This is a genomic window from Streptomyces piniterrae (assembly GCF_005048155.1).
GTDB lineage: Bacteria > Actinomycetota > Actinomycetes > Streptomycetales > Streptomycetaceae > Streptomyces > Streptomyces piniterrae.
Map to the genome: position 1 here is coordinate 376310 of NZ_SUMB01000007.1, position 18748 is coordinate 395057.

The window sequence follows — 18748 nt, forward strand, 5'->3', positions numbered from 1 at the left end:
ACCCACCGGTCACGCCCGTGTGGTGGGAGCCGCGGGCTGCACGTCCTGGAGCAGCTGCATGAAGGCCGCCTCGTCGATCACGACCGTGCCGAACGTACGGGCCTTGGCGGTCTTCGAGGTCTGCGCATCGGGGTCGTTCGTCACCAGAAGGCTGGTCAGCCGGGACAGGCTCGTCGCGACATGGAGCCCGGCCTCGATCGCGCGGTCCTCCAGCAGCTCGCGGTCCACGGAGGTGTCGCCGGAGAACGCGACCCGCATGCCCTGGACGAGCCGGCCGCCGGCCTCGTAGCGCCCGGGGTTGGGGTACGGGCACGCCGGGCGCTTGCGGGACGGCCGCCAGGAGGTGGGGCGGTAGGACGTCGCGGAGGACTGCTGCCGGGGCGCGGGGGAGTCCGACCACTCCGTCAGCGGCTGGCAGCTCAGCAGCGGCAGCCGCAGCTTCTCCTCGGCGGCCCGCCGCAGGCTGGGGCGGAACGCCTCGGCGAGCACCCGGGCGTCGTCCAGCGCGTGGTGGGCGCGCTCCTGCACGACGCCGTAATGGGCGGCGAGGGACTCCAGCTTGTGGTTGGGCAGTGGCAGCCGCAGTTCCTTGGAGAGCGCGATGGTGCACAGTCGCTGGCGGACCGGGGCGGTCGCCGCGGCGCGGGCGTACTCACGGGCGATCATCGACCAGTCGAACATCGCGTTGTGCGCGACCAGTACCCGGTCCTCCAGGCGCTGGGACAACTCCGGGACGATCTCCGGGAACAGTGGGGCGTCGGCCAGCACCGCGCTGGTCAGACCGTGGATCCAGACCGGGCCGGGATCCCGCTGCGGATTGACGAGGGTGTACCAGTGGTCCTGGACCTCGCCCTGTGCGTCGAGTTGGTACACGGCGGCGGAGATGATCCGGTCGTCGCGGGCCAGGCCGGTGGTCTCCACGTCGACGACGGCATACCCCTGGGGATATTCGGTCGGCCAGGGAGCCGGCGGCGTCTGCGGGCCCGGCTGCCGTCCGATCTTCGGCGCGATCGAGCGGTCTGCTGCCATGCGGTCTTCGAGCATGGTCAATGAGGATACGGGCCGCCACTGACAGCCACCGAACTGCGGGGGAGACGGAGCGCTGTTTTCTGCCGTGAGCTGCTTTTGCCTCTGGCTGGTTTTTCCCCTGGTTTTTCCCCTCCGCTCGTTTTCCCCTCCGCCCACCCCCCTTCGGGGGGTGGGCGGGTGTAGTGCGCTGTTCGGGTAGGCGGGTGTGGTGCGCTGTTTTGGCGGGCAGGTGTGGTGCCTTGTTCGGGTGGGCGGGCGTAGTGCCCTGTTTTGGCGGGCGGGTGTGGTGCCCTGTTTGGGGGGCGGTGCACTGCCTTGTTCGGGGTAGGCCGGTGCAGTGCAACGCCCTGTTCGGGGGTGGGCCGGTGTAGTGCCCTGCACGGGTGTGGGCCCGTGCAATGCCTTTCGGGTGCCGGTGCAGTGCCCTGGTTCGTTGAGGTGACGTCCGGGCTACGTGTCCCCCGCCGCCACCGCGAGCAGCGACGTCACCAGGGCTTCGAGCGAGACCAGGAAGAGCTGTTCGGCGTCGACGGGACCGGCCAGCGCGCGGGCCAGCGCCGGATCGTGGCCGGCGGTGGGGGAGTCCCACAGCTCGCCCTCGCTGGGGTGCTGTGCCGGCGACCGCTCGCGGTTGCGCTCGACCAGGACGAAGCCGACGACCTGGAACTGGACGGCGCGCACCGCCTCGGCCGCCAGCTCCCCGCGCAGCCCCGCGGCGTGCGCCTCGTGGACCAGCGCCTGCTGCGCGGGCAGGAACATCCGCTCCGTCAGGCCGCGTTCGTGCACCATCGCGATCAGCTGTGGGCGCTCGCGCAGCGCCGTACGCAGTGCGCGGCCGACCGAGACGATGCGGGCGTGCGGTGTGCGCCCGGTGGGGCGGATCGCGCCCATCTCCTGGATGGTGCGCTCCACCAGGGCGTCCAGCAGTTGTTCGCGGTTGCCGATGTGCCAGTAGATGGAGGTGACGGCGGTGCCGAGCTCGGCGGCGAGCTTGCGCATCGTCAGCGCGCGCGGGCCCTGCTGCTGCACCAGACTCGCGGCCGTCTCCATGACCTCTTCGCGGGTGAGCGGATTTCGCGCCATCGGTCCCCCAACTCTCTTTGATGCACGCCTATTTACCCTTCATCGCCCTCGGTGTAACTGTGTTACAGGCGCCTCGCGCAACGTCCGAGCGCACCCTGCACGGCACACGGCACACGTCACCGACCAGCTCGACATCGAAGGTGGTCCGACATGGCACGCATACGCTACGGAGCCCGCACCGAGGCGGAGATCGCCGCGGCCCGCGCCGGCGCTTCCCGGCTGCCCGACATCTGGTCCACGGGCGTGGTGGCCGTCTGGGAGAGCGACCCGGACGTGGTCGCGGCCGTACTGCCGCCGCCGCTCAAACCCACCGCGCGCCCCCTCGTACGCGCCAACATCAGTACCGTCGATCTACCCGGCTACCCCCTGGGCGCGGGCTCGGTGGCCGTCGCGGCCGAGCACGACGGCGTCGAGGGCTGGTATCCGCTGGTCATGCCGATGACCCACGAGCGGGCCCTGATCGGCGGACGCGAGGTCTTCGGCGAGCCCAAGAAGCTGGGCGAGGTCACCGTCGAGCGCCAGGGCCCGGTCGTTCGTGCCGCGCTCGCCCGGCACGGCATCGCCTTCGTCGAGGTGCGTGGCGCGGTGAGCGGCCCGCTGCCCGTCCCGGAGCCCGCCCGGAAGACCGACTTCTACTTCAAGTTCCTGCCCGCCGTGGACGGTTCGGGGTTCGAGGACGATCCGGTACTGGTGCACTGCGTGCGCAACGAGAAGGTCCGGAAGCTGGAGCGGGTCACCGGGGACGTGGTCCTGCGGGAGTCGATGTACGACCCGGTCGCCGACCTTCCCGTGCGCACCCTCGTCGAGATCACCCTCGGTGAGAAGACCACCGACCAGAAGGGCCGGGTCGTCGAACGGGTCAGCGCCGGGGCCCTGTTGCCGTACATCCACCAGCGCTACGACGACGCCCGGCAGATCCTCGACGGCCCACCCGAAGGCGGCGTCCGACGAAAGGGCGGTGCCCGGTGAAGGGGCGGTGCCCGGTGAAGGGCGGCGTCTGATGGAGCTGCGGGCGGGACAGGTCGCCGTCGTCACCGGCGCAGCGAGCGGCATCGGCCTGGCCATGGCGCGCCGCTTCGCCGCCGAGGGGCTGAAGGTCGTGCTCGCGGACGTCGAGGAGCAGCCGCTGCGCGCCGCCGCCCACGAGCTGATGGCCGAGGGCGCCGAGGTACTGGCGCGCACGGTGGACGTCGGCGTACGCGAGGAGGTCGCCTCCCTCGCCACCGCCGCGTACCAGACCTTCGGCGCCGTCCATCTGCTGTGCAACAACGCCGGGGTGGGCTCCGGAGCCGAAGGACGGATGTGGGAACACGAGCCCAACGACTGGAAATGGGCCTTCGCGGTCAATGTCTGGGGCGTCTTCCACGGTGTGCAGTGCTTCCTGCCCCGGATGCTCGCGGGTGGCGAACCCGGCCATGTCGTCAACACCTCCTCGACGGACGGCGGGATCGCACCACTGCCCACCGCCTCCGTGTACGCCGTCACCAAGGCGGCCGTGGTGACCATGACGGAATCCCTCTACGCCCATCTGAAGGCGGAGCACGCCCCGATCGGCGCCTCGGTGCTCTTCCCGGGCCCGCACATGCTCCGTACCGGCCTGTGGGAGTCGCACCGCAACCGGCCCGAGCGCTACGCCAAGTCCCGGCCGCGCCGCACCCCGTACCGGAGCCTGGCGCAGTGGGAGGCGGCGATGCGGGAGGCCGGGCGGGAGATCGAGTTCACCCCGGTCGAGGACGTCGCGGAGCAGGTCGTCGACGGCATCCGGGCCGACCGCTTCTGGATGCTGCCGCCGAGCGCGCACACCGACGCCCAGATCCGGGCCAGGGCCCGCGCCCTGCTCGACCGCGCGGCCCCGGCGTACCTGGAGAACTTCATCCTCGACGAGAACCAAGAGCCCGACGAGAACCAAGAGCCCGACGACAACCAAGAGAAGACCGAGGGACGACCGAGCACCCCACCGACTGGGAGGGCCGACCGATGACGGCCGACGACGACCCGTACCTGATCATCTCCTCCGACTGCCACGCCGGGCTGCCCACCGAGGAGTACCGGCCCTATCTGGACGCCCGGTTCCACCGCGACTTCGACGAGTTCCTCGGCCAGCGGGACGCCCGCCGCGCCGCGATGACCCGCCTCGGCGTCCGCAACGAGGCCTTCGCCGAGAACTGGTTCCGCGAGCACGAGGAAGGGCTGCGCGGCGGCTGGGACCCGGCCCGCCGCAGCAAGGAACTGGACGGCGACGGGGTGGCGGCCGAGGTCGTCTTCCCCGACGCGGACGCCGTCGACAGCGGGACCGCCGCGCCCTTCGGCGTCGGGCTCGGTCTCTCCGGCGACCTGGACCCCGAGTTGGGCATGGCGGGTGCCCAGGCGCACAACCGCTGGCTGGCCGAACTCTGCGCGCACGAACCCGAACGCCACTGCGGTGTGGCGCTGCTGCCCATCACGGGGGACGTCGACCGGGCCGTCGCCGAGATCCACCGGGCCAGGGAATCCGGCCTGGGCGCGCTGATGATCCCCGCGATGTGGGGGGACGAGGCGCCCTACCACGACCGCCGTTACGACCCGGTCTGGGCGGCCGCCGCCGAGGCGCGGATGCCGGTCATCACCCACTCCGGCGCCGCACCCCGCCAGGAGTACGGCGACCACCTCGGCATCTTCGTCTCCGAGGTCACCTGGTGGCCGGCCCGCCCGCTGTGGTTCATGCTCTGGTCCGGTGTCTTCGAGCGCCACCCGGACCTGCGCTTCGGCGTGGCCGAATCCGGCTGCTGGTGGCTGCCCAACCTCCTCTGGTTCATGGACCGGCTCTATCTCGGCGCGCACGGCGGCAAGAAACTCTCGCCGTTCTCCGAGCTCAAGCGTCCGCCGCACGCCTACCTGGACCGCAATATCTTCATCTGCGCCACCAACACCAAACGCCGCGAACTCGCCCAGCGCTACGAGATCGGCGTCGACAACATCCTCTGGGGCTCGGACTACCCGCACCCCGAAGGCACCTGGCCGCACACCGGGGACTGGCTGCGCAGAACCTTCCACGACATCCCCGTCGGCGAGACCCGCCGGATGCTCGGCGAATCCGCCGCCGAGATCTTCGGCTTCGACCGTGCCGCGCTGGCCCCGGTGGCCCGACGGATCGGGCCCACCCCCGCCGACCTCGGCCAGCCCGCCGACCAGGGCCCGGTCGAGGCGTCCTGGCGCCGCGCCAGGGAGACCGGCCGGCACTGGCTGACCGGATGCGACTTCCCCTACGTAGGTGTGGGCGACCCGTACGGAGGTGTGGGCAATGTCTGAGACCGGGACCGCCGACGAGCGGTACACCGTCATCTCCGCCGACTGCCACGCCGGCGCCGATCTCCTCGACTACAAGCCGTACTTGGCGGCCCGCCACCACGACGACTTCGACGCCTGGGCGGCCACCTACATCAATCCGCACGAGGACCTGCTCGCCGACACGGCCGACCGCAACTGGAACTCCGACCGCCGCCTGGCCGAGATGGAGGCGGACGGCATCGTCGCCGAAGTCATCTTCCCGAACACCATCCCGCCGTTCTTCCCCTCCGCGTCCCTGATGGCGCCGCCCGCCACCCGCGAGGACTTCGAGCGGCGCTGGGCCGGGCTGCGTGCGCACAACCGCTGGCTCGCCGACTTCTGCGCACAGGCCCCGGGCCGCCGGGCCGGCGTCGCGCAGATCCTCCTCAACGACGTGGATCAGGCCGTCCGCGAAGTCCGCCGGGCGAAGGAAGCCGGCCTCACCGGCGGCATCATGCTTCCCGGCACCCCGCCGGGTTCCGGCCTGCCCGAACTCCACTCCGAGGTCTACGACCCCCTCTGGGCGGTCTGCGCCGAACTCGACGTCCCCGTCAACCACCACGGCGGCTCGGCCTCCCCGCCGCTCGGCGACGACCCCGCCGCCCGTGCCGTCTTCATGGTCGAGACCACCTGGTTCTCGCACCGCGCCCTGTGGCACCTGATCTTCGGCGGAGCCTTCCGTCGCCACCCGGGGCTCAAGCTCGTCCTCACCGAACAGGGATCGGGCTGGATCCCCGGCGTCCTGGAAATGCTCGACTACTACCACGGCCGCCTGGTGACGGCCGCCGCCCGGAGCGTCACCGCCGAGTCCCGGTTCGGCGCGGGCCTGGCGGAGAAGATGGGCGCGGCCCCGGCCGACATCTGGCGCGATCACTGCTATGTCGGCGCCAGCTTCATGCGCCCGCACGAGGTACCGCTCCGCCACCGCATCGGCCTGGACAAGATCATGTGGGGCAGCGACTACCCCCACGACGAGGGCACCCACCCCTACTCCCGCGAGGCGCTCCGCCTCGCCTACGCCGGCCTCCCGCCCTCCGAGGTCACCGCCATGCTCAGCGGCAACGCCGCCCGGGTCTACGGATTCGACCTCGCCCTCCTCGCCCCCATGGCCGCCCGTGTCGGCCCCACCCCCGCCGAACTCGCCGAACCCCTGGAGACGGTCCCGGCGGACGCGACGAGCCCGGCGTTCGCCAAGGGCGGGGCGGTGCGGGTGTGGTGAGCGGGCGGGGGAGCCCCGCTACCGACGGTAAGCCGCCGCCCGCCGCTGACGCCCCGTCTTACATACTTCTCGGTAACAACCCCTAGCGGCACCGCCGTCACCGCGCTTATGGTGCGGGGCATGCCGCACCTGCCCGATGTCGTGTTGTGGTCCGTCCCGGCCTTTGTCCTGCTCACCGTGGTGGAGATGGTGAGCTATCGCCTGCATCCCGACGAGGACGCGGAGGGCTACGAAGCCAAGGACGCGGCCACCAGCGTCGGCATGGGGCTGGGGAGCCTGGTGTTCGACGCGCTGTGGAAGATACCGATCGTGGCGATCTACGCCGCGGTCTACGAGCTCACCCCGCTGCGCGTCCCCGTCCTGTGGTGGACGGTGCTGCTGATGCTGCTCGCGCAGGACTTCTTCTACTACTGGTCGCACCGCGGGCACCACGTCATCCGCATCCTGTGGGCCTGCCATGTGGTGCACCACTCCAGCAGGAAGTTCAACCTCACCACCGCACTCCGGCAGCCGTGGACGACCTGGACCGTCTGGCCGTTCTACGTCCCGATGATCGCGCTCGGTGTGCACCCGGCCGCCATCGCGTTCTGCTCCGGAACCAACCTCGTCTACCAGTTCTGGGTGCACACCGAGCGGATCGGCAAGCTGCCCCGGCCGTTCGAGTTCGTGCTCAACACGCCCTCCCACCACCGCGTCCACCACGCCTCCCAGGGCGGCTACCTGGACCGCAACTACGGCGGGATCCTGATCATCTGGGACCGGATGTTCGGCTCGTTCGTCGCGGAGACCGAGCGCCCGGTCTACGGCCTCACCAAGAACATCGGGACCTTCAACCCGCTGCGGGTCGCCACCCATGAGTACGCCGCCATCGCGCGCGACGTGCGGGCCGCCGGCAGCTGGCGGGAGCGCGCCGGACGGGTGTTCCGCGGGCCGGGCTGGCAGCCCGCCGAGCGGACGGCGCGGGAAGCGAAGAGCACGGCGCCCGCCTCCGTCGAGGAGCCCGCCACGTGACGGCGCGCCGGCCGCGTGCCGCCGGACCGTTGCTCGGGACGTTCGCCGCGCTGGCCGTCGTGCACCTCGCGGCGCTGCTCGGCGACGTCACGGCCGTCGCACAGCTCACCAAGCCCGCACTGATGCCGGTGCTCGCCGGATACGCCCTGGCCCGCGGCGGACCGCCGCTGCTGGCCGGTGCGCTGCTGTTCGGCTGCGGCGGCGACACCCTGCTCCAGATCGGCGGAGACACCGTCTTCCTGCTGGGGATGGGCTCGTTCGCCGCCGGGCACGTCTGCTATCTGGTGCTGTTCGCCCGGCACGGGACACCGGTGGCCGGACGGCCGTCCCGTACGGTCGCGCTCGCCGCCGGCTACGGGGTCCTGCTCGCCGGCACGGTGGCCCTGCTGTGGCCGGATCTGCCGCCCGAGCTGCGGATCCCGGTGGCGGGCTACAGCCTGCTGCTCACCACGATGGCGTTCGGCTCGCTCCGGGCGGGGCCGCGGGCCGCGCTCGGCGGGCTGCTCTTCCTGCTCTCGGACACCTTGATCGCGAGCGGTATCGCCCACTGGCCGCAGCTGCCGGCCCCGCAGTTCTGGATCATGCTCACCTATGCGGCGGCCCAGTTCGCACTGGCCGACTGCGTGCTGCGGGCGGCCGCGGACAGCCAAGAGGGCCGGGCGGCGAACCACCCGGCCCTCCGGTGAAGCCACCGGCCTTACCCGTACGGCCTTTCCCTGCCTACTTCTTCACCGCGTCCAGCGCGTCGACGATGCCGTAGCCGAAGTGGCTGTTGACATGCTTCGTGCCGGTGCAGGTGGCGTCACCCGCGGGGCAGCCGGGGTTGTCCGCCTGCGCCTTGAGCAGCCACTGGATCTCCTGCGGGCTGGACTTCGGGTGCGTGCTCTTCAGCAGCGCCGCGACGCCCGAGACATGCGGCGACGCCATCGACGTACCGGCCAGATAGGCCCAGTCGCCGCCCGGCATCGTGGAGAGGATGTTGCCGTTCTTCGCGGGCAGTTCCGGCACCTGCGTCTTGTCGCCGCCCGGGGCGGCCACATCGATCGCGCCCAGGCCGTAGTTCGAGAAGTACGACTTGAGCTTGTTGACGCCGGTCGACGCGACGGTCACCGTGCCCGGCAGCTGGGTGGGCACGTCCCAGCAGGTCTTCGGGTTGATGGTGCGCTCGACGGGGGTCGAGTCGTTGGGGCTGGAGGTGTCGACGAGCTTGTCGGCCGCCAGGTCCATGTTGGAGTTGCCGGCCGCGGCGACGTTGATCGCGCCCTTGCGCTCGGCGTACTTCGCGGCCCGGCCGACCGCGTCAATGATGGCCGCCTGATCGGCGTCATCCTTGCAGTTGAACATCCACGGGTCGACGTAATAGCTGTTGTTGGTGACCTCGACGCCGTGCTCGGCCGCGAAGACGAAGGCACACACCACGCTCTCCGCGAAGAAGAGGCTCGTCTCGGGCTCGCTGACCTTGATGGCGGATATCTTCACGCCCGGTGCGACACCGGCCACGCCGAGGCCGTTGCGGGCCGCCGCGATCTCACCGGCGACATGCGTGCCGTGGTAGTCGTTCTCCGGGTCGTAGGGACGCCAGGATCCCTTGGACGTATCGGCCACGCCGCCCACGCAGTTGGCGGACTGCTTCGCCGAGAAGTTCGGCTTGAGATCGGGGTGGGTGTCGTCCACGCCGGTGTCGATGACGGCGACGGTGACGTCCTTGCTGCCGGGGTTCACCGCCGCGGCCTTGTCGGCCTTGATCGCGGGAAGGTCCCACTGCAGCGGCTCCAACGGCTCCTGGCCGTTGGCCTTCGCCGCGCTGCTCGCAGCCTTGAGCTGGTCCTTCGACAACTTCGACAGCTTCTGCGGCTTGCCGACGTCGGTGGTGCCGGAAGCCTTGAGCGGTGCCGTACGGGTCGCGCCCGCCGACTGCACACCGTTCACGCCGCGTATGGTCTCGGCGAACTTCGGGTTGGCCGAGTGGACGACGAACACGCCTATCTGCTCATGGGCGGTGATCACCATCCCTCCGGCCTTGGCTATGGCCTTTGCCACCTTGCCGACCGTGGCCTGGTCCGTCGCGGTGTTCACGACGTACGAGCGAAGCGGGCCGTCGGTCGCGACCGCGGCGGGGACGGAATCCGGCGACGCGGCGGTGGCCGCGTTCGGGAGGAAGCCGAGGGATGCCGTCAGAGCCAGTCCGAGCGGTACGGCAAGCGCCCGCGCCCGTCTGGATCGGGGATGTGCCATGGGTACTCCACATCATCCGGGAGACCGCCCGCGCGCGGGTCGCGCACGGGCGGGTGCATGACACGGGAAGCTATCGGCGATCACTGACGCGGAGCAATGGAATGGGAGAAAAACCCTTTAGAGATGGCAAACTGATAACTCGTCAGGCTATCGCCCAAGGCGCACGGAAAGCTATCACCCCCCCGGGGCGGGAGGCTGTTGCCGATGGCTTGGCTTGGCTTGGCGTGCCCCCGGAGCGCGCCCCCGTAACCCCCCGCTCAGGCCTGACGCCGCAGCGCGCCGATGCTCAGCGGGGGCAGGGCGACCCGGGGGCCGTACCAGCGGCGTCGCTCCGGCCCGGCCGGCCGGCGTACCACCGGGGCGACGGCGAGCGGTGCCGGCAGGCGGACGCTGCCGTACGGGCGCCGGGGGGAACCTGGCGGCTGCGGGGCCTGCGAGGGCGGCGGATTCACACCCGGCTCAACGAAGCGCCCCGCGAGCGGTGGCGGTCGACACGGCCATTCCTCGGGTTCTCCCGGTGTTCTCTTCGGGATTTCAACCAACGACCCTCTGTCGCAACGATTGCCACGCCTCTACCATGCGTGATCCGCGTCACTTACCCAGGCTTTATCGTCGGCCTTTCCACCAGCCACTACGTATCAGGAGATGCCGTGAGCATCGCACCCTCCAAGGACTCGGGAACACACGAGCCGCCCGACTACAGGGAAGTCCAGGCGAGCGAGGAGTTCGGCGAACTGCGCCGCGCCCACCGCTCGTTCGCCTTTCCGCTGACCCTTGCCTTCATTCTCTGGTACCTCGTGTACGTCCTGTTGTCGAGCTACGCCGGCGGATTCATGGGCACCAAACTGTTCGGCAACGTCAATGTCGCCTTCGTCCTCGGCGTCGCCCAGTTCGTGACGACGTTCCTGATCGCCTGGTGGTACTCGCGGCACGCCGCGGCCAAGCTCGACCCCAAGGCCGAGGCCATCAAGACCCGCCTGGAGGGTGAGGCATGAGCAACCTTCAGCAGCTGCACCAGCAAGGGGTCGAGCTCCAGCTCGCGGCCGGCGGCGCGGGGGAGCACCGCGCCCTGATCATCACCCTCTTCGGGGTCTTCGTCGCCGCCACCCTCGGCATCACCGTCTGGGCCGGCCGGCAGACCAAGGGCGCGGAGGACTTCTACGCCGGCGGGCGCCAGTTCAGCGGCTTCCAGAACGGCCTGGCCATCTCCGGCGACTACATGTCCGCGGCGTCCTTCCTCGGGATCGCCGGCGTCATCGCCCTCTTCGGCTACGACGGCTTCCTCTACTCCATCGGCTTCCTCGTGGCCTGGCTCGTCGCCCTCCTCCTGGTCGCCGAACCGCTGCGCAACTCCGGCCGGTTCACCATGGGCGACGTCCTCGCCTACCGGATGCGCCAGCGACCGGTCCGTACGGCCGCCGGCACCTCGACCATCGTCGTTTCGATCTTCTACCTGCTCGCCCAGATGGCGGGCGCCGGCGCCCTGGTCACGCTGCTGCTCGGCATCACCAGCGAAGCGGGCAAGATCCTGGTCGTCGTGATCGTCGGCATCGTGATGATCCTGTACGTCACCATCGGCGGCATGAAGGGCACCACCTGGGTCCAGATGGTCAAGGCGGTGCTGCTGATCGCCGGCACCCTGCTGATCACGTTCCTGGTGGCGCTCAAGTTCAACTTCAACATCTCCACGCTGCTCGGCGCCGCCGCCGAGAACAGCGGACAGGGCGCCGCGTTCCTGGAGCCGGGCCTCAAATACGGCGCCACCGCCACGTCCAAGATCGACTTCATTTCGCTGGGCATCGCCCTCGTCCTGGGCACCGCGGGCCTGCCGCACATCCTCATCCGCTTCTACACGGTGCCCACGGCCAAGGCCGCCCGTAAGTCGGTGAACTGGGCGATCGGCATCATCGGCGTCTTCTACCTGATGACCATCGCGCTCGGCTTCGGTGCCGCCGCCCTCATCAAGCCCGACACCATCACCGCCTCCAACAAGTCGGGCAACACCGCGGCCCCGCTGCTGGCCGAGGCGATCGGCGGCGGCGCCGGCTCCACCGGCGGCGCCATCCTGCTCGCCGTCATCTCCGCGGTCGCGTTCGCCACGATCCTCGCCGTGGTCGCCGGCCTCACCCTCGCCTCGTCGTCGTCCTTCGCGCACGACCTGTACGTCAACGTGCTCCGCAAGGGCGAGGCGAGCGAGAAGGAGGAGGTCGGCGCGGCCCGCTGGGCGACCGTCGGCATCGGGACCGTCGCCATCATCCTGGGCGTCTTCGCCCGCGGTCTGAACGTCGCCGGCCTGGTGGCCCTCGCCTTCGCGGTCGCCGCCTCCGCCAACCTTCCGACGATCCTCTACAGCCTGTTCTGGAAGCGCTTCACCACACAGGGCGCCCTCTGGTCCATCTACGGCGGCCTCGTCTCCTCCGTCTTCCTGGTCCTGTTCTCGCCGGTGGTCTCCGGCAAGGAGACGTCGATGTTCCCCGCCGCGGACTTCGACTTCTTCCCGCTGGAGAACCCGGGCCTGATCTCCATCCCGCTGGGCTTCCTGCTCGGCTGGCTGGGCTCGCTCCTCTCCAAGGAGGAACCGGACGTCAGGAAATACGCCGAGCTGGAGGTCCGCTCGCTGACCGGGACCGGAGCGCACTGAGCCGTCCCTACAGCTCCCCGGGCGGGGTGGCGTCGTAGATCTCTACGAGGCCGCCCCGCCCACCTCGTGCTTCCCACGCCTGCTCTCTGTCGGACCCATCACGTAGTCTCGAAGACGTACTGATCCATACAGTCAGGGAGGGGGCCCAGTGCTCATCGACACCTACGGCCGCGTGGCCACCGACCTGCGGGTTTCGCTGACCGACCGGTGCAATCTGCGGTGTACGTACTGCATGCCCGAAGAAGGCCTGCAATGGCTGGCGAAGCCCGATCTGCTCACCGATGACGAGATCGTCCGCCTGATCGACATCGCCGTGCGCGACCTCGGGATCGAAGAGGTCCGCTTCACCGGCGGCGAGCCGCTGCTCCGCCCCGGCCTGGTCGGCATCGTCGAGCGCGTCGCGGCGCTCGCCCCCCGCCCCCAGATGTCGCTCACCACCAACGGCATCGGCCTCGAGCGCACCGCCGCCGCGCTCCGCGACGCCGGGCTGGACCGCGTCAACGTCTCCCTCGACACCCTGCGGCCGGACGTCTTCCAGAAGATGACCCGCCGCAAGCGCCATGACGACGTTCTGCGCGGCCTGGAAGCGGCCCGCGCCGCCGGCCTCACCCCGGTCAAGGTCAACGCCGTCCTCATGCCGTCCCTCAACGACGACGAGGCCCCCGACCTGCTGGCCTGGGCGATCGAGCACGACTACGAGCTCCGCTTCATCGAGCAGATGCCGCTGGACGCCCAGCACGGCTGGAAGCGCGACGGCATGATCACCGCCGGCGACATCCTCACCTCCCTGCGCACCCGCTTCGAGCTGACCCCCGAGGCCCAGGACGAACGCGGCTCCGCGCCCGCCGAGCGCTGGGTTGTCGACGGCGGCCCGCACCGCGTCGGCGTCATCGCCTCCGTCACCCGCCCGTTCTGCCGCGCCTGCGACCGCACCCGGCTGACCGCCGACGGCCAGATACGTACCTGTCTGTTCGCCACCGAGGAGACCGATCTGCGGACGGCGCTGCGCTCGGACGCGCCCGACGCCGAGATCGCCCGCATATGGAAGCTCGCGATGTGGGGCAAGAAGGCGGGCTCCGGCCTGGACGACCCGTCGTTCCTCCAGCCCGAGCGCCCGATGTCCGCGATCGGCGGCTAGCCAGAGCCTGTTCGGGTGGCCGGCGCCTGTCCGAGGGGGCAGGGTCGGAAAGGCGCTGCGGCCCTGCCCCGGGCGGGCCGGCTAACGGGCCGACGCCTCCCATTCCTCCAGCGTCACCACGTCCTTGAGGAAGCCGCGCAGTCCGAGGAACTGCGACAGATGCTCCCGGTGCTCGTCGCAGGCGAGCCAGGTCTTGCGCCGGTCCGGGGTGTGCAATTTCGGGTTGTTCCAGGCCAGCACCCATACCGCGGCGGCACGGCAGCCCTTGGCGGAGCAGATGACGGTGCTCTCGTCGGAGCTGGGAAGATCAGGGGAGTTCACGGCCTCAACCCTACGTCCCGCATCCGGGTGCGGACATGGCGACGCCGGGCAGCCACGGGGGGAGCCGCCCGGCGTCGGTCCGTCGCTCCGACGGGGGATGCGGAGCGCGTACGCAGTATGTCACGGGGAATGGTGCGTGGTGCACCGGATCCACATCATTGATCTGAGCTTTTCTTGAGCTTTGCAGACCCGTAGCGGTCAGTTCCGGTCGCTCCGCGCGTCCGGAGAATCGGCGCCCCGCCGCTCCGGAACGGATTCCGCATGACCGCCCGCAGGACCGCCGGTGAGCATCGGCCGGGCCGGCGGCGCCACGAACGTCTTGGGCAGCGAAGGGGCGTTCTCCCGGCCCGCGTTGGCGATGACGACCGCGATGTAGGGGAGCGCGATCCCCAGAATCAGCGTTGCAATGGCGATCGGACGCTCGATGTTCCACAGAACGGCGGTCAGTACCACGGCCACCGTGCGCACCGACATCGAGATCACATAGCGCCGCTGCCGCCCCCGCACATCCTCCGACAGCCCCTGGCGGGCCCCCGTGATCCGGAAGGTCTCGCCGTCGCTGTGCTTCCGCATCGCGTTCCACCACCTGGTCAGTCGTGCCGGATTCTCCCCGCTTTCCGGTCGCTTCCCACGGTACGCCGCGGCTCCGCCGCCTTCGAGACCGGGTCGTGCCGACGTATGGCCAGGTACAGCAGCCCACACTGCGTACGCCCCCGTCCCGCGTGCGCCGTAGGTCATGCGGAGCGACACTGACGGAGCACCCTTAAGGGCTCCGTCGGGAGGCGTCATGACGTGGTTGTGGGCCATCATCGTGGGCCTGGTCCTGGGCCTGATCGCAAAGGCAGTCATCCCTGGCAAGCAGCAGATTCCCCTCTGGCTGACCGTGATCTTCGGCATGCTCGGCAGCGTCCTGGGCAACTGGCTGGCCACCGGCATCGGGGTGAACGAAACCCCCGGCATCGACTGGACCCGCCATATCCTGCAGCTCATCGGCGCTGTTCTCATCGTCGGAGTGGGCGACCGTCTGTGGGTGTCCGCACGGGGCGGCAGAGGCCGGGTCACCTAGCGAGCACGAAACACGACGGTGGCCGGTGCACCCTCTGCACCGGCCACCGTCGCATCCGCGAATCAGCTCCGCGAATCAGCGTCCTTGGGGTCAGCGCCCCTCGATGTGCGCCAGCTTCCGACCGGCCTTCAGGTACACGGCGCCCGGCGAGCCCGCCAGCTTCTCGGCCAGCACCGCGTCCAGCGGCCGCACCGATTCCGCCTCGGAGAGCACCACGGTCTCCTGGCCGCCCTCGCCCTCCACGACCAGCCGCAGCGCGTTCTGCTTGGCCAGCCGGCGCGCGGCCGAGGCGCTGGGCGTGAACTCCAGCACGGTCGTCAGCACCGCGGTCACCGTCTCCGCGCCGTGCTCGGCGAGATCCACGACGGGCAGCGTGCCGACATCGGCGAACGACTTCTTCGAGAACTGTGCGACGAACCCGGCCCGCGCCGCCATCGCCGCGTCCAGCCCGTACAGCGCGGTGACGACCTCGCCCGCGAGGATCTTCTTGAGGTCCATCGGGTGCAGCGACCGGTCCGTGACCCGGCCCAGGACGAGCGTGATCTCCTCGTCGGTCCACTCCGTCCACGCCTTGAGGTACGGCTCCATCAGCCGGTCCGGCACCGACATGATCTTGCCGAAGACATCGTCGGCGGGGGCGCTCAGACCGACGTAATTGCCCTTGGACTTGGACATCTTGGCGCCGGTGCCGTCCGTGCCCTCGATCAGCGGCATGGTCACCACCAGCTGCGGCCGCTGCCCGCGCAGCTCCATCAGCTTGCGGCCCATCTGCAGATTGAGCAGCTGGTCCGAACCGCCCAGCTCCACATCGCACTCCAGCGCCACCGAGTCCAGGCCCTGGGCGATGGGGTACAGCAGCTCCGTCATCGTCAGACCGGAGCCGGCGGCCAGCCGGTTGCGGAAGTCCTCGCGCTGCAGCAGCTGCGACGCCGGGACCTGGGCGAGCAGCCCGAGCAGCTCGGGGAAGGTGTACGGCGCCAGCCACTCGCTGTTCTGCCGGAAGCTGACCTTCTCGAAGTCGAAGAAGGGGCGCACCTGTTCGCGGTAGGTGGCGAGGTTCTGCGCGATGTCCTCGTCGGTCAGCGGCGGACGCTCGGCGGTACGCCCCGACGGGTCGCCGATCTTCGCGGTGAAGTCACCGATGATCAGCGTGACGTCGTGGCCCAGCCGCTGGAACCGGCTGAGGATGATCAGCGGCACCGCGTGGCCCAGGTGCACATCGGTCGCCGTCGGGTCGATACCCAGCTTGATGTGCAGGCCCTTGCCGGCTGCCCGGCGCTCCTCGATGCGCTCGGCCAGTTTGTCCACGCCCGGCAGCACCTCGACCGTACGGGCCGCGATCAGCTCCGCCTGCTCCTTGGCGGGCAGGTCCGTCAGGTCGAGATAGCGCCGCGAGCCCGTCTCCTTGAGCAGCTCCTGGACGGTCGCGTCCGAGGAGAGGTCGGCGGAGAGCAGCGTGGTGGCGCGGGCGACGGATTCGCCGAGGCGTGTCATGGCGTCCCTGATCGATCGTGGTTCCCGAAACGGGAGGACAGACGGACAGTCTATTAGCCAGGTGTGACAAGTCCGGCCGTCCCCCGGCCTCCCGGGCCTCCTCAGGGCTCCCGGCCCTCTTGCACCCACCCCCGACGGCTGTCGCTCACACCCCCTGGCTGACGGAGCTCATGTTGAAGTCCGGGATCCGCAGCGCCGGCGTCGCCGCCCGCGTGAAGTAGTCGCTCCACTCGCGCGGCAGCGTCCGCTCCGTACGGCCCGCCTCCACCGCACGGGAGAGCAGGTCCACCGGCGACTCGTTGAAGCGGAAGTTGTTGACCTCGCCGACGACCTCGCCGTTCTCCACCAGGTAGACGCCGTCCCGGGTCAGCCCGGTCAGCAGCAGCGTCGCCGGATCGACCTCGCGGATGTACCACAGGCAGGTCAGCAGCAGCGCGGGACCGTCATGGCCGCTCGCGGCCACCATCTCGTCCAGGGAACGTGAACCGCCCGCCTCCAGAAGGAGGTTGTCGATGCCGGGCGCCACAGGGAGGCCGGTCAGCCCGGCGGTGTGCCGGGTGGTGATCAGCCGGTTGAGCACACCGTCCCGCATCCACTCGGTGGCCGGCAGGGGCAGCCCGTTGTCGAAGACCGACGCGTCGTCCCCGGAGGAATGCGCCAGCACGAACGGAGCGCACTCCAGACCGGAAGCCCCCGGGTCGCTGCGCAAGGTCAGCGGCAGCTCGGAGAGCCGCTCGCCGAGCCGGGTGCCGGCCCCGGGCCGTGCCGCGTCGCCGTCCCCGTCGGCAGGCTTGGAGAAGACCGTACGGCCCTCGGCGGCGTCCCGCGCCGAGGACGACCACAGCTGGTAGATCAGCAGGTCGGCGACGGCGGTCGGCGGCAGCAGCGTCTCGTAGCGCCCGGCCGGCAGCTCGACCCGCCGCTCGGCCCAGGCCAGCCGCCGGGCCAGGTCGGCATCCAGCTCCCGCGGGTCGACATCGGTGAAGTCACGGGTCGCCCGGCCGGCCCAGGCCGAACGGGCGGCGGCCGCGCCGGGGCCCGCGGACTTGGCGTTGAGCTCCAGCGTCCCGGTGGGCTGGTCGTGCCGCAGCCGCAGCCCGGCGGAGCTGCCCAAGTAGGAGGAGACCATCTCGTGGTGGGCGAACCCGTACAGCTCGCGGCCGCCCGCGCGGGCCTGCCGGAAGGACTCGCCGAGCGCCGGCGCGAACGCCGCGAAGACCTCCGAGGAGGTCTCGGCGGGCGCGTCGGTGAAGCCGGCGGACTCCTTTGCGCCGCCGACCAGCGGCTGGGCGTCCTCGGCCGGCCCCGCGTCCCGGGCGGCCGCCTCCGCGGCCCGTACCAGCGGCTCCAGGTCGTCCGCGGTCACCGCCGACCGGGAGACCACACCGGACGCGGTGCCCTCCGCGCCGTCCACGGTCGCGATGACGGTCAGCGTCCGCCCGCGGGTGACGCCGTTGGTGGTGAGCGCGTTGCCCGCCCAGCGCAGATTGGCGCTGGACCGCTCATCGGCGATGACGACACAGCCGTCGGCCCGGGAGAGTTCCAGGGCCCGCTCGACGATCTCGTGCGGCGTGCTGGTGCTGCGGCTCATCGACCCGCCTCCTGGGTGGTGTTGAGGATGTTCACGCCCTCGAAGAGGGCCGACGGGCACCCGTGCGACACCGCCGCGATCTGCCCCGGCTGCGCCTTCCCGCAGTTGAACGCGTCGCCCAGTACGTACGTCTGCGGCCCGCCCACCGCGCTCATCGACCCCCAGAAGTCGGTGGTCGTCGCCTGATAGGCCACATCGCGCAGCTGCCCGGCCGGCCGTCCGTTCTCGATACGGAAGAACCGCTGACCGGTGAACCGGAAGTTCACCGGGGGAGCGGAGGGCATACCCCTCCGACGGGCATCTGTGCAGGTCAGGCGGCTATTCATGCTCTGCCCTCAATCCCTGTTCATACCGGTTGAAACCGGACTGTGCGGGGTCTGGTGATGACTTGGTGTCGACCTGGGAACAGAGCCTATGTTGCATCCCCGCTCGGACGCGGCGGCGCACGCACGGGCTCATGCGGAGCAGGAGCTGGGAGCCGGGCCAGCGTCCACCTCGTTCCTCGATCAGTTGCCGGCCGCCGACCCAGAGGCTGTGCAGTTCATCTGAACTGGCACACGGCTCTGCGGTCGCTGGCTTGCGGCGACTTCGCGGACACCCGTCGCCGGGCGGAC

The 18748-nt window shown here is 70.4% G+C and carries 18 protein-coding genes and 1 pseudogene; 10 read left to right on the top strand and 9 right to left on the bottom strand.

Translation table 11 applies throughout. From position 1 onward, the window contains the following. Positions 1 to 9 precede the first annotated feature (9 nt). Together FCH28_RS22110 and FCH28_RS22115 are read right to left on the bottom strand one after the other, a co-directional pair. Positions 10 to 1044: a DEDDh family exonuclease gene (locus tag FCH28_RS22110; RefSeq protein ID WP_246103068.1), complete on the bottom strand. Its 1035-nt coding sequence runs from the start codon at positions 1042 to 1044 to the stop codon at positions 10 to 12. A gap of 435 nt (positions 1045 to 1479) precedes the next feature. Continuing rightward, the gene (locus FCH28_RS22115) at positions 1480 to 2112 is read right to left on the bottom strand and encodes a TetR/AcrR family transcriptional regulator (RefSeq protein WP_136741815.1); all 633 of its coding nucleotides are present in this window, start codon (positions 2110 to 2112) and stop codon (positions 1480 to 1482) included. 150 nt (positions 2113 to 2262) lie between these two features. Between FCH28_RS22115 and FCH28_RS22120 the strand changes: the two genes are divergently transcribed. From FCH28_RS22120 to FCH28_RS22145, 6 genes are all read left to right on the top strand, one after another. Next, positions 2263 to 3081 carry an acetoacetate decarboxylase family protein gene (locus FCH28_RS22120; RefSeq protein WP_136741816.1) on the top strand — a complete coding sequence of 273 codons (819 nt, stop codon included), beginning with the start codon at positions 2263 to 2265 and terminating at the stop codon, positions 3079 to 3081. A gap of 31 nt (positions 3082 to 3112) precedes the next feature. Further along, the gene (locus tag FCH28_RS22125) at positions 3113 to 4093 is read left to right on the top strand and encodes an SDR family NAD(P)-dependent oxidoreductase (RefSeq protein WP_136741894.1); all 981 of its coding nucleotides are present in this window, start codon (positions 3113 to 3115) and stop codon (positions 4091 to 4093) included. Then, positions 4090 to 5400: an amidohydrolase family protein gene (locus FCH28_RS22130; RefSeq protein WP_136741817.1), complete on the top strand. Its 1311-nt coding sequence runs from the start codon at positions 4090 to 4092 to the stop codon at positions 5398 to 5400. The genes FCH28_RS22125 and FCH28_RS22130 overlap by 4 nt, the downstream gene beginning before the upstream one ends. Beyond that, entirely contained in the window at positions 5393 to 6637 is a 1245-nt protein-coding gene (locus FCH28_RS22135; protein ID WP_136741818.1) for an amidohydrolase family protein, read from the top strand. The genes FCH28_RS22130 and FCH28_RS22135 overlap by 8 nt, the downstream gene beginning before the upstream one ends. Positions 6638 to 6757: 120 nt before the next feature. After that, on the top strand, positions 6758 to 7648 hold the full coding sequence (locus FCH28_RS22140) for a sterol desaturase family protein (RefSeq protein WP_136741819.1): 891 nt from the start codon (positions 6758 to 6760) through the stop codon (positions 7646 to 7648). Continuing rightward, entirely contained in the window at positions 7645 to 8334 is a 690-nt protein-coding gene (locus FCH28_RS22145; RefSeq protein ID WP_136741820.1) for a lysoplasmalogenase, read from the top strand. The genes FCH28_RS22140 and FCH28_RS22145 overlap by 4 nt, the downstream gene beginning before the upstream one ends. Before the next feature lie 34 nt (positions 8335 to 8368). On the opposite strand, the gene FCH28_RS22150 is transcribed toward FCH28_RS22145, so the two are convergent. Continuing rightward, on the bottom strand, positions 8369 to 9883 hold the full coding sequence (locus FCH28_RS22150; protein ID WP_136741821.1) for a S8 family serine peptidase: 1515 nt from the start codon (positions 9881 to 9883) through the stop codon (positions 8369 to 8371). Positions 9884 to 10140: 257 nt separating this feature from the next. Continuing rightward, positions 10141 to 10335, bottom strand: a complete 195-nt coding sequence (locus FCH28_RS22155; protein ID WP_136741822.1) for a hypothetical protein — start codon at positions 10333 to 10335, stop codon at positions 10141 to 10143. Between the two features lie 198 nt (positions 10336 to 10533). On the opposite strand from FCH28_RS22155, the gene FCH28_RS22160 reads away from it, so the two are divergent. The 3 genes from FCH28_RS22160 to moaA all read left to right on the top strand — a co-directional run bounded on the left by FCH28_RS22160 (position 10534) and on the right by moaA (position 13662). Further along, a complete protein-coding gene (locus FCH28_RS22160) occupies positions 10534 to 10878 on the top strand; it encodes a DUF485 domain-containing protein (RefSeq protein ID WP_136741823.1) in 345 nt (114 codons plus the stop codon). After that, entirely contained in the window at positions 10875 to 12524 is a 1650-nt protein-coding gene (locus FCH28_RS22165) for a solute symporter family protein (RefSeq protein ID WP_136741824.1), read from the top strand. Before FCH28_RS22160 ends, FCH28_RS22165 begins: the two co-directional genes overlap by 4 nt. A gap of 148 nt (positions 12525 to 12672) precedes the next feature. Continuing rightward, the gene (gene moaA / locus FCH28_RS22170; protein ID WP_136741825.1) at positions 12673 to 13662 is read left to right on the top strand and encodes a GTP 3',8-cyclase MoaA; all 990 of its coding nucleotides are present in this window, start codon (positions 12673 to 12675) and stop codon (positions 13660 to 13662) included. 81 nt (positions 13663 to 13743) lie between these two features. Here the strand turns inward: moaA and FCH28_RS22175 are convergent, their stop codons facing one another. Both FCH28_RS22175 and FCH28_RS22180 read right to left on the bottom strand, forming a co-directional pair. After that, positions 13744 to 13983 (bottom strand): hypothetical protein, encoded by a 240-nt coding sequence (locus tag FCH28_RS22175; RefSeq protein WP_136741826.1) that lies wholly within the window; start codon positions 13981 to 13983, stop codon positions 13744 to 13746. Between the two features lie 198 nt (positions 13984 to 14181). Further along, positions 14182 to 14556 (bottom strand): DUF3099 domain-containing protein, encoded by a 375-nt coding sequence (locus FCH28_RS22180; protein WP_136741827.1) that lies wholly within the window; start codon positions 14554 to 14556, stop codon positions 14182 to 14184. A 214-nt stretch (positions 14557 to 14770) separates the two neighbouring features. On the opposite strand from FCH28_RS22180, the gene FCH28_RS22185 reads away from it, so the two are divergent. Further along, positions 14771 to 15049, top strand: coding sequence for a GlsB/YeaQ/YmgE family stress response membrane protein (locus FCH28_RS22185; RefSeq protein ID WP_136741828.1), 279 nt, complete (start codon positions 14771 to 14773; stop codon positions 15047 to 15049). A 90-nt stretch (positions 15050 to 15139) separates the two neighbouring features. Here FCH28_RS22185 and tyrS read toward each other — a convergent pair whose 3' ends face one another. The 3 genes and pseudogenes from tyrS to FCH28_RS22200 form a co-directional block, all read right to left on the bottom strand. After that, positions 15140 to 16543, bottom strand: coding sequence for a tyrosine--tRNA ligase (gene tyrS, locus FCH28_RS22190; RefSeq protein ID WP_136741829.1), 1404 nt, complete (start codon positions 16541 to 16543; stop codon positions 15140 to 15142). A gap of 145 nt (positions 16544 to 16688) precedes the next feature. Further along, positions 16689 to 18134, bottom strand: coding sequence for a metallopeptidase TldD-related protein (locus FCH28_RS22195; RefSeq protein WP_136741830.1), 1446 nt, complete (start codon positions 18132 to 18134; stop codon positions 16689 to 16691). After that, positions 18131 to 18397: pseudogene (locus FCH28_RS22200) on the bottom strand (TldD/PmbA family protein); the annotation flags it as partial. The gene FCH28_RS22195 and the pseudogene FCH28_RS22200, both read right to left, overlap by 4 nt. Positions 18398 to 18748 lie beyond the last annotated feature (351 nt).

Coding starts and splice junctions, on each gene's coding strand:
- FCH28_RS22110 (WP_246103068.1), bottom strand. CDS start 1,044: ATGCTCGAAGACCGCATGGCAGCAGACCGCTCGATCGCGCCGAAGATC.
- FCH28_RS22115 (WP_136741815.1), bottom strand. CDS start 2,112: ATGGCGCGAAATCCGCTCACCCGCGAAGAGGTCATGGAGACGGCCGCG.
- FCH28_RS22120 (WP_136741816.1), top strand. CDS start 2,263: ATGGCACGCATACGCTACGGAGCCCGCACCGAGGCGGAGATCGCCGCG.
- FCH28_RS22125 (WP_136741894.1), top strand. CDS start 3,113: ATGGAGCTGCGGGCGGGACAGGTCGCCGTCGTCACCGGCGCAGCGAGC.
- FCH28_RS22130 (WP_136741817.1), top strand. CDS start 4,090: ATGACGGCCGACGACGACCCGTACCTGATCATCTCCTCCGACTGCCAC.
- FCH28_RS22135 (WP_136741818.1), top strand. CDS start 5,393: ATGTCTGAGACCGGGACCGCCGACGAGCGGTACACCGTCATCTCCGCC.
- FCH28_RS22140 (WP_136741819.1), top strand. CDS start 6,758: ATGCCGCACCTGCCCGATGTCGTGTTGTGGTCCGTCCCGGCCTTTGTC.
- FCH28_RS22150 (WP_136741821.1), bottom strand. CDS start 9,883: ATGGCACATCCCCGATCCAGACGGGCGCGGGCGCTTGCCGTACCGCTC.
- FCH28_RS22165 (WP_136741824.1), top strand. CDS start 10,875: ATGAGCAACCTTCAGCAGCTGCACCAGCAAGGGGTCGAGCTCCAGCTC.
- FCH28_RS22180 (WP_136741827.1), bottom strand. CDS start 14,556: ATGCGGAAGCACAGCGACGGCGAGACCTTCCGGATCACGGGGGCCCGC.
- FCH28_RS22185 (WP_136741828.1), top strand. CDS start 14,771: ATGACGTGGTTGTGGGCCATCATCGTGGGCCTGGTCCTGGGCCTGATC.
- tyrS (WP_136741829.1), bottom strand. CDS start 16,543: ATGACACGCCTCGGCGAATCCGTCGCCCGCGCCACCACGCTGCTCTCC.
- FCH28_RS22195 (WP_136741830.1), bottom strand. CDS start 18,134: ATGAGCCGCAGCACCAGCACGCCGCACGAGATCGTCGAGCGGGCCCTG.